The 13,797-nt window shown below is 72.2% G+C and carries 14 protein-coding genes; 4 read left to right on the top strand and 10 right to left on the bottom strand.

Annotated features, from left to right (window positions below; all coding sequences use genetic code 11):
- Positions 1-462: 462 nt before the first annotated feature.
- From ACZ6ZR_RS33290 to ACZ6ZR_RS33280, 3 genes are read right to left on the bottom strand one after another with little or no spacing between them, the layout of a single operon-like run.
- Positions 463-1,263 carry a DUF3710 domain-containing protein gene (locus ACZ6ZR_RS33290; RefSeq protein WP_465648830.1) on the bottom strand — a complete coding sequence of 267 codons (801 nt, stop codon included), beginning with the start codon at positions 1,261-1,263 and terminating at the stop codon, positions 463-465.
- 57 nt (positions 1,264-1,320) lie between these two features.
- The gene (dut, locus tag ACZ6ZR_RS33285; protein ID WP_465648828.1) at positions 1,321-1,809 is read right to left on the bottom strand and encodes a dUTP diphosphatase; all 489 of its coding nucleotides are present in this window, start codon (positions 1,807-1,809) and stop codon (positions 1,321-1,323) included.
- A complete protein-coding gene (locus ACZ6ZR_RS33280; RefSeq protein ID WP_465648827.1) occupies positions 1,806-2,426 on the bottom strand; it encodes a PaaI family thioesterase in 621 nt (206 codons plus the stop codon). The genes dut and ACZ6ZR_RS33280 overlap by 4 nt, the downstream gene beginning before the upstream one ends.
- Positions 2,427-2,566: 140 nt before the next feature.
- On the opposite strand from ACZ6ZR_RS33280, the gene ACZ6ZR_RS33275 reads away from it, so the two are divergent.
- Positions 2,567-3,019, top strand: a complete 453-nt coding sequence (locus ACZ6ZR_RS33275; protein WP_465648825.1) for a DUF3093 domain-containing protein — start codon at positions 2,567-2,569, stop codon at positions 3,017-3,019.
- A 266-nt stretch (positions 3,020-3,285) separates the two neighbouring features.
- Here ACZ6ZR_RS33275 and ACZ6ZR_RS33270 read toward each other — a convergent pair whose 3' ends face one another.
- The 4 genes from ACZ6ZR_RS33270 to ACZ6ZR_RS33255 form a co-directional block, all read right to left on the bottom strand.
- Positions 3,286-3,585 carry a DUF4193 domain-containing protein gene (locus tag ACZ6ZR_RS33270; protein WP_345288514.1) on the bottom strand — a complete coding sequence of 100 codons (300 nt, stop codon included), beginning with the start codon at positions 3,583-3,585 and terminating at the stop codon, positions 3,286-3,288.
- Positions 3,586-4,034: 449 nt separating this feature from the next.
- Entirely contained in the window at positions 4,035-5,036 is a 1,002-nt protein-coding gene (locus ACZ6ZR_RS33265) for an acyl-ACP desaturase (protein WP_465648823.1), read from the bottom strand.
- A gap of 263 nt (positions 5,037-5,299) precedes the next feature.
- Positions 5,300-6,604, bottom strand: coding sequence for a sensor histidine kinase (locus tag ACZ6ZR_RS33260; RefSeq protein ID WP_465648821.1), 1,305 nt, complete (start codon positions 6,602-6,604; stop codon positions 5,300-5,302).
- A gap of 79 nt (positions 6,605-6,683) precedes the next feature.
- Positions 6,684-7,337 carry a response regulator transcription factor gene (locus ACZ6ZR_RS33255; protein ID WP_465648819.1) on the bottom strand — a complete coding sequence of 218 codons (654 nt, stop codon included), beginning with the start codon at positions 7,335-7,337 and terminating at the stop codon, positions 6,684-6,686.
- Between the two features lie 492 nt (positions 7,338-7,829).
- Here ACZ6ZR_RS33255 and ACZ6ZR_RS33250 point away from each other — a divergent pair, with 492 nt between their 5' ends.
- The gene (locus tag ACZ6ZR_RS33250; RefSeq protein WP_345288508.1) at positions 7,830-8,015 is read left to right on the top strand and encodes a hypothetical protein; all 186 of its coding nucleotides are present in this window, start codon (positions 7,830-7,832) and stop codon (positions 8,013-8,015) included.
- Between the two features lie 129 nt (positions 8,016-8,144).
- On the opposite strand, the gene ACZ6ZR_RS33245 is transcribed toward ACZ6ZR_RS33250, so the two are convergent.
- A complete protein-coding gene (locus tag ACZ6ZR_RS33245; protein ID WP_465648817.1) occupies positions 8,145-8,939 on the bottom strand; it encodes an inositol monophosphatase family protein in 795 nt (264 codons plus the stop codon).
- A gap of 58 nt (positions 8,940-8,997) precedes the next feature.
- The gene (locus ACZ6ZR_RS33240) at positions 8,998-10,143 is read right to left on the bottom strand and encodes a ferrochelatase (protein ID WP_465648816.1); all 1,146 of its coding nucleotides are present in this window, start codon (positions 10,141-10,143) and stop codon (positions 8,998-9,000) included.
- A gap of 126 nt (positions 10,144-10,269) precedes the next feature.
- Between ACZ6ZR_RS33240 and ACZ6ZR_RS33235 the strand changes: the two genes are divergently transcribed.
- Positions 10,270-11,508, top strand: coding sequence for an MFS transporter (locus ACZ6ZR_RS33235; RefSeq protein ID WP_465648815.1), 1,239 nt, complete (start codon positions 10,270-10,272; stop codon positions 11,506-11,508).
- Positions 11,509-11,652: 144 nt separating this feature from the next.
- A complete protein-coding gene (locus tag ACZ6ZR_RS33230; protein WP_465648813.1) occupies positions 11,653-12,957 on the top strand; it encodes a D-arabinono-1,4-lactone oxidase in 1,305 nt (434 codons plus the stop codon).
- Positions 12,958-12,964: 7 nt separating this feature from the next.
- Here the strand turns inward: ACZ6ZR_RS33230 and ACZ6ZR_RS33225 are convergent, their stop codons facing one another.
- Entirely contained in the window at positions 12,965-13,738 is a 774-nt protein-coding gene (locus ACZ6ZR_RS33225) for a hypothetical protein (protein ID WP_465648811.1), read from the bottom strand.
- Positions 13,739-13,797 lie beyond the last annotated feature (59 nt).

The raw sequence follows: 13,797 nt of genomic DNA, 5'->3' as shown, positions 1-13,797 counted from the left end.
GCACGCCGCCAGCGTTCGTCCTGAGCCAGGATCAAACTCTCCGTGAATGTCTACCGGTAATCCGGTAACCACTCGCGTTGAGCGGCACGGCAACCACCGGAATAAGGCGGCCCCGCGCACTGCGTCCTCGCTAGTGTTTTACTTCAAAAGGAATCTCCAACCCCACCAAACGGTGAGGCCGGGGATGTCAACATATCTGGCGTTGACTTTTGGCACGCTGTTGAGTTCTCAAGGAACGGTCACTTCCTTCAGGCCGCCTTCCAGCGGGCCCTCCGGGCGCTTCGTTCTTTCGTGTTTCCCAGCCTATCAGACGTTTTCCGCTCCGTTTCACCGGAGATTCATCCATCTGACCTGCGTTTGTTCGCTGCTCTCGCGGCGACTCCGGAACTGTACGGGGATCGGCGCCCCACAAGCAAATCGCCCCCGTCCGGCGGACCGGACGGGGGCGAAGCGCACTGCGCGTCAGCGGACCTCGGTGATCTCCGGGCCGCGGGCGAAGGGGTCGAGCGAGACGTCCGCGAAGCGGGAGCCCGCCTCGCCCTCGACGACGCCCGCGCCGCCGTCGGCGACCATCTGGGCGTCCTCGGGGAGCTTGAGGACGATCGGGTCGCGGGGAGCCATCGGGGTCTCACCGCGGACCACGACGGTCTGCTGGAAGACCTGCTCCAGGACACCGGCCATCTCGGGCTGGACCGCGGCCTGACCGGAGATGACGCCGCGCAGGAACCAGCGCGGGCCGTCGCAGCCGACGAAGCGGACCAGCTGGACACCCTGGGTGCCGTCCGGGAGCTGGACCGGGACCTGGGCGCGAAGGTGCCAGCCCAGCGGGCCCTCCTCCTCCTCGACCAGACCGCCCTGCTGGGTGATGCCGGTAGCGATCTCCTCACGGACCTCGCCCCAGATGCCCTCGGACTTGGGGGCCGCGAAGGCCTGCAGCTGGATGGCGCTGTTGCCCAGGACGAGGGTGGCGGCCACGATCGCGTCGCCGGCCACCTCCACCCGGAGCTCCATGCCCTCGACGCCGGGGATCAGCAGACCGCCGAGGTCCACCCGGCCGTCCTGCGGGCTCTCGAGCTCGGAGATGTCCCAAGGGCCCTCCGGACGCGGGGCCGGCGGCAGGCCTACCCGGTCGGCGGGGTCGATGCTGTTCTCGCTCTCGGAGTCGGCGGAACCTTCGACGTCATCGGCCGTCTCGTCGGCGCTGATGGCGTCGTCGGCGAGCTGCTCGACAGCGTCCTCGCTCTTCTGGCGACGACGGAACACGGTCACTGTCCTTCCCGGTCCAAGACCGATGCGAATACCTGCTCGACTACTGCTCGGCTACTGCGCTGGCGCGGGCATGGTAACCCTGTCGTGACCTCCGGTCGACCCGAACCCGCCTTCTCCCCGGGACGAACCGGGCAGTTCGGCCACCTCGTGGAAGAGGGCCTTCTCGACCTGCTGGATCACCAGCTGGGCGATCCGGTCCCCCCGGCGGAACTTGACGGGCTCGCGCGGGTCCAGATTGACGACGATCACCTTGATCTCACCACGGTACCCGGCGTCGACCGTCCCCGGGGCGTTCACCAGTGCAACGCCGCACCGGGCCGCGAGGCCGGAACGCGGGTGCACGAAGGCGGCGTAGCCGTCGGGCAGGGCGATCGCCATGCCCGTCGGCAGCACGGCACGCTCGCCCGGGGCCAGCTCGGCGTCCTCGGTGGTGCGCAGGTCGGCGCCGGCGTCGCCGGGGTGCTCGTACGCGGGGAGGGGGAGCTCCGGGTCGAGCCTGGTGATCAGGACGTCTACCGGCGGGCGGGCGGTGGTGCTCACGGGTTCACCTCAAGGGCTCGGGCGCGTTTGAACAGGTCCGGGTCGTCCATGGCCTTCTTGATGTCCTCGGGACGACCGTGCGTTGTGAAGTGTTCCAGCTTCACCTGGATGAAGAGTGCCTGGGCGCGTATCGCGACCGGTCCGTCAGGTCCGCCGATCCGGCCCTCGGCGGCGCTGTAGATCTTGCGTCCGTGCACGCCGGTGACCCGGGCGTGGATGTGCAGCTCGGAGTCGACGGGCACCGGGCGGACGAAGTCGCACTCCAGCCGGCCGGTCACGGCGGGGGCGTTCAGCAGCCAGTTGAGGGTGCCGATGGTCTCGTCCATGGCGGTCATCAGGACGCCCCCGTGGGCCAGTCCCGGGCCGCCCTGGTGGCTGGGGCGGACGGTGAACGTGGCGGTGACCTCCAGGCCCTCCCCGGCCACCGCGTCGAGCTGGAGGCCCTGGGGGTGCTGCGGGCCGCAGCCGAAGCAGTGGTCGTAGTGCGAGCCGAGGTGGGTGCCCGGCGCCGGCGCCTCGGGGGCGCGGGGCGGCAGCACAGCCTCGGCGGGCGGGGTGGTGGGCGGCAGCGCCGGTGGGGCGGGTGCCGCGGTGGGGGTGTCGGTGGAGGCGTTCACGCCCGCGACCCTACCGGCGGGTAGCTTTCGGCGCACGGGGTTGTCCGCCGTCGCAGGCAGGGGCGCACGGGAGCCCCTGGGAGGGCCCTCGCGGGGCCCCCGCGGGCCTCGGGCGGCGTCGGCGCACCCACAATGGAGCCATGTACGACGAACGCCTCACCGTCCCGCGCAGCTGGTGGCTGCTGCCCGTCGCGCTCGGCCTCACGCTGGGCCTGATCATGATCCGGTTCGACGCCGTCGCGGCACTGGTCGCGCTGGTGATCGGCCTGGTGATCGGAGCGGCCGCGCTGAGCAGCTACGGCTCCGCCCGGATCCGGGTGGTGCAGGGCTCGCTGGTGGCCGGGCAGGCCCGGATCCCGGCCGAGGCGCTGGGCACCGCGCACGTGCTGAACCCCGCCGAGACGGTCGCCTGGCGGACCAGCAAGGCCGATCCGCGCGCCTTCATGCTGCTGCGCAGCTACGTCCCGACGGCGTTGCGGGTCGAGGTGACCGACCCGGCCGACCCGACGCCGTACGTCTACCTGTCGACCCGCTCGCCGCAGAAGCTGGCCGACGCGCTGGCCGACGCCCGCCGGATCGGGCGCACCAAGTAGGCACACGCCGAGCGGGCGCGCGCCGAACGGGCCCGTGCCGAACGGTGCCCGGAACGGAGGAGGGACGGCTCCGCGTGGTGTCACGCGGGACCGTCCCTGTGTTCCGGTACTGCTGCGGCCCGGCCGGAAGGACCGGCCGTGCTGCGGTGCGGGCGCGGCTGCCGGAGCGGCCGCTGCTGCTGCCTCCGGCCTTGCTGCCCAAGGCCGGGCGGGGTGGTGTGCCGGGCCGGCGGAGACCGTCGGACCCGGGCCGTTCCCGCTCGGGCTCAGGCGCCGCAGTCCACGCAGATGGGCTGGCCGTTCTTCTCGCCGGCCAGCTGGCTGCGGTGGTGCACCAGGAAGCAGCTCATGCAGGTGAACTCGTCGGCCTGGCGCGGCAGCACCCGGACCGAGAGCTCCTCGTTGGACAGGTCGGCGCCGGGAAGCTCCAGGCCCTCGTTGGCGTCGAACTCGTCGACGTCCACCGAGCTGCCGGACTTCTCGTTCCGGCGAGCCTTGAGCTCCTCGATGCTGTCTTCGTTGACGTCGTCGTCAGTCTTGCGTGGGGTGTCGTAGTCCGTTGCCATTGTTCGCTCTCCCCCTTTGGGTGTGTGCGGGTATCTCCAGCGCACGTAACGCATGGGGGGCCGGTCTTGTGCCCGACCCGAGGCCGAGAGTTTGCCTTACTTCAAGCCCTGTTACTCAATCGACACCCTCAAACGGCCCCCTCGGGTGCGTCCGAGGGGGCTGTCGGAGGTTCACGGAGAGCTCCTGCCGTCAGTCCGGCAGGGCACTCGAGCGGCCACGCTGGGTAGCCACCCCCGGAGGGGTGATTCGTCAACTCGCCTGCAACGCCATGGGTTTGACGCTACGTCGACAATCACTGCCGCCCGGCGTGCCGTCACCCTGCGAAGTCGGTTCACCCGCATCGGTGATCACCAAGAGAGATCATCCGAACGGGTCGACCAGGTGAATGTGATATCAGTCACAGTCTGAACTTTTCGGGCAAATCCCGAAGAATCCACCTGCCCCGAGACTACTTCCGGGCCGCCGCGGCGGCCCGGCGCGCGAGCAGCGCGGCCTGCCGCTCGTCGAACTTGGTGGCCTGCGCGTCGAGGCCGTCCAGGAAGGCGCCGAGCTCCTGCTGGGCGAGCAGACCCTCGGGGCCGAGGCCGCCGATCTCCATCACCTTGAGGTGGCGCAGCACCGGCTGCAGCACGTCGTCGTGGTGGATCCGCAGGTTGTAGACGCCGCCGATCGCGATCTGGGCCGCCGCGCGCTCGAAGCCGGGGATGCCGTGGCCGGGCATCCGGAAGTTGATCACCACGTCGGCGACGGCCCGCATGGCCTGGTCCGGGGCGATCTCCAGGGCGGCCTTGAGCAGGTTCCGGTAGAAGATCATGTGCAGGTTCTCGTCGTTCGCGATCTTCGCCAGCAGCTGGTCGGCGAGCGGCTCGCCGGCGGACTTGCCGGTGTTGCGGTGCGAGATCCGGGTGGCGAGCTCCTGGAAGGCCACATAGGCCACCGAGTGCAGCATGCTGTGCGCGTTGTCGGACTCGAAGCCCTCACCCATGTGCGACATCCGGGCCCGCTCCAGCTCCACCGGGTCGACCGCGCGGGTGGCCAGCAGGTAGTCACGGATGGCTATCCCGTGCCGGCCCTCCTCGGCCGTCCAGCGGTGCACCCAGGTGCCCCAGGCGCCCTCGCGGCCGAACATGGACGCGATCTCGTGGTGGTAGCTGGGGAGGTTGTCCTCGGTCAGCAGGTTGACCACCAGCGAGACCCGGCCGAGCGGGGTCACCTGGGACTGGTCCAGCGACCAGGCCTCGCCGCCCAGCACGCCGTCGAAGTCCCGGCCCTGGCTCCAGGGCACGTACTCGTGCGGCATCCACTCCTTGGCCACCTTCAGGTGCCGGTTCAGCTCGGTCTCCACGACCTCCTCGAGCGCCATGATCAGTCGCGCGTCGGTCCAGCCGGCAGTGGCGAGCGGGGCGGCGGCGGGGGCGGCGACGGTGCGCTGCTCGGGTGCGATGGTCACGGCGGTGCTCCTGACGGGCGGGGCAGGGACGACGGCGGTCGCGGTCGGGCCTGGGTGGCTGCGACCAACCTTACGGCTGCGTAGGTTACGACACCGTAAGTTCTTCCGGCGGCAAAAGACAAGCCGCCCCCGCCAGGGCATATGTCGGCTGACTTGCCTGGCGGGGGCGGCTGTTGGGCGATCGTGGACGTAACGGACTGCTCCGGACACGGAGCGAGGCGGAGGCGGGCGGCGCCGGGGCCGGGGTCGGCTCGGGGCTGCGGTCAGGCGCCGGGGATCCGGACCCGGATGGTCAGCCCTCCCCCGGGGCGCGCGGTGGCCTCGATGGCGCCTCCGTGCGCTCTGACGACCGACCTGACGATGGAGAGGCCGAGGCCGACCCCCTTGTCGCTCCTGGTCCGGTCCGCGCCCTTGACCCGGCGGAACGGCTCGAAGATGTGCTCCAGCTCGTAGCCGGGCACCACCGGACCGGTGTTGCTGACGGTCAGCTCTCCGCCGCCGCCCGGGGCGGGGGCGGTGGTGATCTCCACCCAGCCGCCGGGGGTGTTGTAGCGGATGGCGTTCTGCAGCAGGTTGAGCGCGATCCGCTCCAGCAGCACGCCGTTGCCGCCGACCACGGCGGGGTGCAGCTGGGAGCGCACCTCCACCTCGCGCCCGGCCGCCTCCGGCTTGGTCACCTGCACCGCCCGCTGGGCCACCTCGGACAGCTCGACCGGGCGGCGCTCGGTCAGCTCGTTGTCGCTGCGGGCCAGCAGCAGCAGGCCCTCGACCAGCTGCTCGCTGCGCTCGTTGGTGGCCAGCAGGGTCTTGCCGAGCTGCTGGAGGTCGGGCGAGGCCGCCGGATCGGAGAGCTGGACCTCCAGCAGGGTGCGGTTGATCGCCAGCGGTGTCCTCAGCTCGTGCGAGGCGTTGGCGACGAACCTCCGCTGGGAGTCGAAGGCCCGGTCCAGCCGTTCCAGCATCTCGTCGAAGGTGTCGGCGAGTTCCTTGAGCTCGTCGTCCGGGCCGTCCATGTCGATCCGGCGGTGCAGGTCGGAGCCGACCACCTCACGGGCGGTGCGGGTGATCCGGTTGAGCGGCTGGAGCACCCGGCCGGCCAGCGCGTAGCCGAGGATGAAGGCGATCACGGCCAGGCAGACCATGACCGTCAGCGACTTGCGCAGCAGGGTGGTGAGCGAGGCCGCGGACTCCTGCTGCTGGAACTCCCGGATCTGCTGGTTGAACGTGCCCTCGGTGGCCACCTGGCCGTTCGGCAGCACGACCTGGACGTTCGGCCCGAGCTTGATGTACGGCAGCGAGGCGTCGTGGAAGGCCTGCTGGACGAAGTAGTACATGAGCAGCAGCAGCACCACGCCGGCCATCAGGAACATCCCGCCGTACAGCAGGGTGAGCCGGATCCGGATGGTCGGGCGCAGCTGGAGCCAGCCGAACAGGCCGCCGCCCCGCACCGGGTCGGACGGCGACGGCGACGGAGCCGGGGCGACGGCCGGGGGCCCGGTCGGGCGCGGCGGTACCGGGGTGCCTCCGGGCGCGCCGGAGGCCCCGCCGGGCGAGGGCGGGGTGGTCATGGCTGTCCTCTCGGGTGCGGTCCGGGGCCGAGGTGGTCCGGGGCCTGTGGTGGGTGGGGCCGACTGGCCTGACGTGGTGTCAGATCCGGTAGCCGGAACCGGGGACGGTGACGATGACGGCCGGGTCGCCGAGCTTGCGGCGCAGCGTCATCACCGTCACCCGGACCACGTTGGTGAACGGGTCGGTGTGCTCGTCCCAGGCCTTCTCCAGCAGCTGCTCGGCCGAGACCACGGCGCCGCCGGCCCGCATCAGGACCTCCAGCACGGCGAACTCCTTGGGGGCCAGCTGGATCGGCCGGTCGTCCCGGAGCACCTCGCGGCGGCCCGGGTCCAGGGAGATGCCGGCCCGCTCGAGCACCGGCGGCAGCGGGACGGTGGCCCGGCGGCCGAGGGCCCTGACCCGGGCCACCAGCTCGCTGAAGGCGAAGGGCTTGGGCAGGTAGTCGTCGGCGCCGATCTCCAGGCCCTCGACCCGGTCGCTGATGTCGCCGGAGGCGGTCAGCATGATCACCCGGGTGGCCAGGCCCTGCTCCACGATGCTGCGGCAGACGTCGTCGCCGTGGACCAGTGGCAGGTCGCGGTCGAGCACCACCACGTCGTAGTCGTTGACCGCGATGCGCTGGAGCGCGGCCTCCCCGTCGTAGACCACGTCGACTGCCATGGCCTCCCGGCGCAGGCCGGTGGCCACTGCTTCGGCGAGCAGCTGCTCGTCCTCCACGACGAGAACCCGCACGGTGGTTGTCCCTTCTACGGCTTGGCTACGGCCCACCGTGCGCGAGCCCGGGCGGGCCGTGCTGCGGCCGGGCGCGGACACCGGCCCGGGCTCCGGCCTGCCTTGCGGCGGCTGGGCCGGGCACAGCGGTCCGACGGTGCCCCCATCCTGCCTGGTCCGGTGGTAAAGCAGCGATAAGCCAGGGCACGTCAGGTCGTACGGTTCCGTGTGCGGACTGTGACGCGGGCAACTTTCCGGGCGCGTCAGGTTTCCCCGCGCCGGTGGCGGGGAGGACAGGTGCACACCCACGATGGCGCCGAGCGCCGATCGTGGTCACCACCCGCCGTGCGTTCATCCGCACCGGTCAGGGTTTTCGGAGTCACATCGGGCGGCCGCAGGCCGTTGTCGCACCAGCCGGGGGAGCAGGGAGCCCGGCTGGGGCGTTTCCGTTGGCGCCGTCACCCGATCGGGGAACGCCGGACCGTGCCCGTCCGACACCGTAAGGGGGCCCGAATGGACGCCTTCACCGCCGGGATCATCCAGCGCATAAGGAACGCCGAGGAAGACCTGCACCGCGCTCTCGCCTCCGGGGACGAGTTCCTCGCCGAGGTCGAGCAGTCCGAGCTCGACGACCTCCGCCGGCTCGCCGCCGAACACGGCGTCGACCCGGTGCAGGAGCTGCACCGCTCCGCCGCCTGACCCAGCACCACCCGCGCCACCAGCACCACCCGCGCGACCCGCACAGACCGAGCCCTGGCACCCCCCGTGTGCCAGGGCTTCGTGCTGCCCCGGCACACGGGGAGGACCCGGTACCCGCGGCGGAGCCGGTCAGGCGCCGAGCTCGGCCAGCCGGGCGGTCAGCCGCTCGAAGGTGGCCGGGGGCGCGGCCACGGTGAGCGCGTCGCCGGCCGGTTCGCCGGGGCGGCCGCCGGAGAGGCCGCCGGCCTCGGCGACGACCAGCAGTCCGGCGGCCCGGTCCCAGGCGTGCAGGCCGCGCTCGTAGAAGGCGTCCAGCCGGCCGGCCGCCAGGTCGCAGAGGTCCACCGCGGCGGCGCCGCCCCGGCGGATGTCCCGGACCTCCGGGAGCAGGCCGAGCAGCACCCGGGCCTGCTCCTCCCGGACGGCCTGCACGTAGTTGAAGCCGGTGGAGACCAGCGCCTGGCCCCAGGGCGGCGCCGGGCGGCAGTGGATCGGGGCGCCGTCCAGGTACGCGCCGCGGCCGAGCACGGCGTGGAAGAGCTCCCGGCGGGCCGGGACGGCGACCACGCCGACCACCGCGTGCCCGTCCAGTTCGGCGGCCACGCTGACGCCCCAGGAGGGCAGCCCGTAGAGGTAGTTGACGGTGCCGTCGAGCGGGTCGACCACCCAGCGGACCCCGCTGGTGCCGGGGCGGTCGGCGCCCTCCTCGCCGAGGTAGCCGTCCTGGGGGCGGCGGGTGCCGATCAGCTCCAGGACGAGCTTCTCGGAGGCGAGGTCCATCTCGGTCACCACGTCCACCGGGCTGCTCTTGGTGGCGGCCACCCCGAGGTCGGCCGGGCGGCCGTCGTGCAGCAGGGCGCCGGCCTTGGTGGCGGCCTCCAGTGCCACGTCGAGGAGTTCGTCGAGCAGGGCGGGATCGGGCACGGGGTTTCCTTCCGACGGTCCGTCAGTTCGATCCGGCGTCAGCTGACGCCGGGTCAGTTCAGCGCTCGGCGGCGGCCGGACGCGGGGCGCGCGGGTTGGGGCAGCAGGCGACGGCGCACACGTCGTGGCTGGGGCCGAGCGCCCCGAGCGCACAACGGTCGGGGCGCGCCCCGCGTTCGGTGGCCGCGCGCTCCAGCACCAGCTCGCGCACGGCGGCGGTGAAGCGGGGGTCGGCGCCGACCGTGGCGGCCCGGGTGACCGGGAGCTCCAGCTCGGCGGCCTTGGCGGTGGCCTCGGTGTCGAGGTCGTACTTGACCTCCATGTGGTCGGAGACGAAGCCGATCGGCACCATCACGGCGGCCGGGGCCCCGGCCGCCTTCAGGCCCTCCAGGTGGTCGCAGATGTCGGGCTCCAGCCACGGGATGTGCGGAGCGCCGCTGCGGCTCTGGTAGACCAGCTGCCACGGCCGCTCCGCGACCCCGGTCCGCTCGGCCACGGCCTCGGTGACCAGCCGGGCCACCTCCAAATGCTGGGCCACGTACGCGCCGCCGGGCTCGCCGCGGGCCGGGTCGCCGGGGGCGCCGGAGCTCTCGGCCATCGCGTCCGGGATGGAGTGGGTGGTGAAGGCGAGGTGGGCGCCGTCGCGGACCTCGCCGGGCAGCGCCTCCAGGGCGGCCAGGGTGGCGTCCACCATCGGCCGGACGAAGCCGGGGTGGTTGTAGAAGTGGCGCAGCTTGTCCACGCTCAGGCCGGTGACGCCCTCGGCCTCCAGGGTGGCCAGCGCGTCGGCCAGGTTCTCCCGGTACTGGCGGCAGCCCGAGTAGCCGGCGTAGGCGCTGGTGGCCAGCACCAGCACCCGGCGGTGACCGTCGGCGGCGAGCTCGCGCAGGGTGTCGGTCAGGTAGGGCGCCCAGTTCCGGTTGCCCCAGTAGACCGGCAGGTCCAGGCCGTGGTCGGCGAAGTCCTTGCGGAGGGCGGCCAGCAGCTCCCGGTTCTGCTCGTTGATCGGGCTGACCCCGCCGAACAGGAAGTAGTGCTTGCCGACCTCGGCCAGCCGCTCCTTCGGGATGCCCCGGCCCCGGGTGACGTTCTCCAGGAAGGGGACCACGTCCTCGGGGGCCTCCGGGCCGCCGAAGGAGAGCAGCAGCAGGGCGTCGTACGGGGCCGGGCCGGAGCCGGGCGTGAGGGTGCGCGAGTCGGGCATGGCACCGATCCTGCCACCAAAGGGCCCGCGCCCCGGTACGGGTCCACAGAACGGAAATATCGGTTGCCCAGGCTCGTAAGCTGTGTATGCGATCCGTGTTCCTTACCCCACCAGCGGAGCTCCCCCGTGCTGTCCAGCTACCGCCAGATCTTCGCCGCCCCCGGCACCCTGGCCTTCTCCTTCTCCGGCTTCATAGCCCGGATGCCGATCTCGATGACCGGGATCGGCATCGTCACCATGCTGTCCCAGCTGCGCGGCTCCTACGGGCTGGCCAGCGCGGTCTCGGCCGCCATGGCCGTCTCGGCGGCCGTACTCGGCCCCCAGGTCTCCCGGCTGGTCGACCGGTACGGGCAGCGGCGGATCACCCTGCCCGCGACGGCGGTCACCGTCGCCGCGGCGGTGACCCTGCTGCTGCTCGCCCGGGCCGGGGCGCCCAGCTGGACGCTCTTCCTGCCCGCGGTCGGCATGGGCGTGATGCCCAGCGCCGGTTCGATGGTCCGGGCCCGCTGGGCCAACCTCTACAGCTCGGCCCCGCCGAAGCTGCACACCGCGTACTCCTTCGAGGCGGTGGTGGACGAGGTCTGCTTCATCATCGGCCCGATCCTCTCCGTCACGCTGGCCACCAGCGTCTTCCCGGAGGCCGGCGTGCTGCTGGCCGGGGTCTTCCTGACCATCGGCGTGCTGCTCTTCACCGCCCAGCGGCGGACCGAGCCGCCGGTGCGGACGGATGAGCACCGGGCCGGCCGGTCGGCGATCTTCTCCAAGGGGCTCCAGGTGCTGGTGGCCACCTTCGTGGCGACCGGCGCGGTCTTCGGCTCGGTCGAGGTGGTCACCCTGGCCTACGCCGAGGCCGAGGGGCACAAGAGCCTGACCGGTGTGGTGCTGGCGGTCTACGCGCTCGGCTCCTGCCTGGCCGGGGTGGTGTTCGGCACGCTGAAGCTCACCGGCTCGATGGCCACCCGCTTCCTGGTCGGGGTGGCGGTGATGGCGGCCAGCATGGTGCCGCTGGTGGTGGTCGGCTCCCTGGTGCACGGCACCGCCGGGCTGGTCGCGATCAGCGCCGCGCTGTTCGTGGCCGGCATCTCCATCTCGCCGACCCTGATCACCGCGATGGCGCTGGTCGAGCGGCTGGTCCCGGCCAACCAGCTGACCGAGGGGATGACCTGGACCACCACCGGCCTGGCCCTGGGCGTGGCGCTCGGCTCCTCGGCCGGCGGCCTGGTGGTGGACGCGGCCGGTGCCTCGGCCGGGTACTGGGTACCCGTGGCCTCCGCAGCCTTCGGCGCGCTGGTCGCCCTCGGCGGGTTCCGGCGCCTGCGCGCCGGGCTGCCCGCCCCCGAGGCGCAGCACCCCGTGGCGGTCTGACCCGCCGTCACCCGCCCCGCCGCCACCCGCCGGCAGGATGATCGCCGAGCTGCCCCGGACCTCTGTTTTCCGGGGCGCCCGGCGACTACGCTCCCCCTACCCACCGGTACGGAACGGGCCGAGGCCCGGAGCGGAGGCACCCCCATGCCCCAGGCCACCTGGCGGAACTGGGCCGGCAACCAGAGCGCCCGGCCGAGCCGGACCGCGACGCCGCGCTCGGTCGAGGAGCTGTCGGCCCTGATCGGCCACGCCGCCGGGCAGGGCCGGACGGTGAAGGCGGTCGGCTCCGGCCACTCCTTCACCTCGATCGCCTCCGCCGGGGACGGCCTGCTGATCCACCCCGACGGCCTCTCCGCGCTGCGCGGCATCGACCGCGAGGCCGGCACCGTCACGGTCGAGTCCGGCTTCCCGCTCTGGAAGCTCAACCGGACCCTGGAGGCGGCCGGCCTGTCGCTGACCAACATGGGCGACATCGAGGTGCAGACCGCCGCCGGGGCGACCAGTACAGGCACCCACGGCACCGGCCGGGACTCCGGCTCGCTGGCCGCGCAGCTGCGGGCCGTGGAGATCGTGCTGGCCGACGGTTCGGTGCGGCACTGCTCGGCCGAGCAGGACCCTGAGCTGTACCAGGGCGCCCGGCTGGGTCTGGGCGCGCTCGGCGTGGTCAGCGCGCTGACCTTCGCGGTGGAACCGCTCTTCCTGCTCACCGCGCACGAGCGGCCGATGGGCTTCGAGGAGGTGCTCGGCTCCTTCGAGGAACTGGCGGCCGTCAACGAGCACTTCGAGTTCTACTGGTTCCCGCACACCGACAACTGCTCGGTGAAGCGGAACAACCGCAGCCAGGGCCCGGCCGCCCCGCTGCCCCGCTTCAAGGCCTGGCTGGACGACGAGTTCCTCTCCAACACCGTCTGGGAGGGCGCCTGCCGGGTCGGCCGCCGCTTCCCCGCCTCGATCCCCACCATCGCGCAACTGGCCAGCCGCGCCTGGTCCGAGCGGACCTACACCGATGTGGCGTACCGGGTGTACACCAGCCCGCGCACGGTGCGTTTCACCGAGATGGAGTACGCCGTCCCGCGCGCGGCGGCCACCACCGTGCTCCGCGAGCTGAAGGCGCTGGTCGAGCGCTCCGACTGGAAGGTCAGCTTCCCGGTCGAGGTGCGGGTGGCGCCCGCCGACGACCTCTGGCTCTCCACCGCGAACGGGCGGGACAGCGTCTACATAGCCGTCCACCTCTACCGGGGCACCCGGGAGCAGGGCTACTTCACCGAGGTGGAGAAGCTGATGACCGCTCACCAGGGCCGCCCGCACTGGGGGAAGCTGCACACCAGGGACGCGGAGTACCTGTCCTCGGTCTATCCGCACTTCGGCGACTTCACCGCGCTGCGCGACAAGGTGGACCCGGGCCGGCTGTTCGCCAACGACTACCTGCGCCGGGTGCTCGGGGACTGACGGCCGGTCAGGGCGAGGGGCTGCCGGACGGGACGCCCGCGGCCGGCTCCCCGGAGGGCGAGGTGCTCGGGGGCGTCGGCGACGGCGAGGTGCTCGGACTGGAGCTCGGGCTCGGTGACGGGCTCCCCGACGGACTTCCCGACGGCGAGGACGACGGGCTGCCGGACGGCGACGGGGAAGGACTGCCCGACGGCTTCCCGCTCGGCGTCGCGGACGGGCTGCCGCTCGGGGTGGCCTTCGGCTGCTCCTCCTGGGAGGAGGTGTCGGGCGGCGGCGTGGACTTCTGGACCGTGCCGCCGAGGGAGGTGCCGTTCCCCTGCTCCCCCTTGACGGTGGCCGCCACCGGCTTCCCGGTGATCAGCTCGAAGGACACGATCGGCACCATCGCCAGCACGAACATCAGTCCCGACGCGGCCAGGTACGTCTTCCAGGTCCAGCGCCGCCTGGCCCGCACCGTGGTCGGCTCGTTCCACTCCCCCGAGACCTCGGTGGTCTCCGGCAGCGGCTCCTGGTTCAACCCCTGGGTGCGGTCCACGACCTGACGGAGTTGCTCCCCGCCGCGCCGGAACCAGTGCTGGAAGACCGCGCTGCCGGTGGTGGCCCCGACCGAGACCACCGCCGCGCCGAGGATGGTGCCGTAGACACCCAGCTCGGAGGCGAGCAGTGCCCCGACGATCGCCGCCAGTGCGCCGGCGGCCACCTGAGCCACACTCAGGTCGATCCGCCGTCGCTCGGTGCGCTGCTGGGGCATCGACATCCCTCTGTCGGTACGGCTGTTCATCCGGAAAAGTCCCTCCATCTTGCACAAAGGAGGACACAAGGGGCCAAAATCTGGTTCTC

The sequence above is a fragment of the Kitasatospora sp. NPDC088742 genome (genome assembly GCF_055584905.1).
This window is presented reverse-complemented; position numbering and strand designations above follow the sequence as displayed.

Coding starts and splice junctions, on each gene's coding strand:
- ACZ6ZR_RS33275 (WP_465648825.1), top strand. CDS start 2,567: ATGTACGACGAACGCCTCACCGTCCCGCGCAGCTGGTGGCTGCTGCCC.
- ACZ6ZR_RS33270 (WP_345288514.1), bottom strand. CDS start 3,585: ATGGCAACGGACTACGACACCCCACGCAAGACTGACGACGACGTCAAC.
- ACZ6ZR_RS33260 (WP_465648821.1), bottom strand. CDS start 6,604: ATGACCACCCCGCCCTCGCCCGGCGGGGCCTCCGGCGCGCCCGGAGGC.
- ACZ6ZR_RS33250 (WP_345288508.1), top strand. CDS start 7,830: ATGGACGCCTTCACCGCCGGGATCATCCAGCGCATAAGGAACGCCGAG.
- ACZ6ZR_RS33240 (WP_465648816.1), bottom strand. CDS start 10,143: ATGCCCGACTCGCGCACCCTCACGCCCGGCTCCGGCCCGGCCCCGTAC.
- ACZ6ZR_RS33230 (WP_465648813.1), top strand. CDS start 11,653: ATGCCCCAGGCCACCTGGCGGAACTGGGCCGGCAACCAGAGCGCCCGG.
- ACZ6ZR_RS33225 (WP_465648811.1), bottom strand. CDS start 13,738: ATGAACAGCCGTACCGACAGAGGGATGTCGATGCCCCAGCAGCGCACC.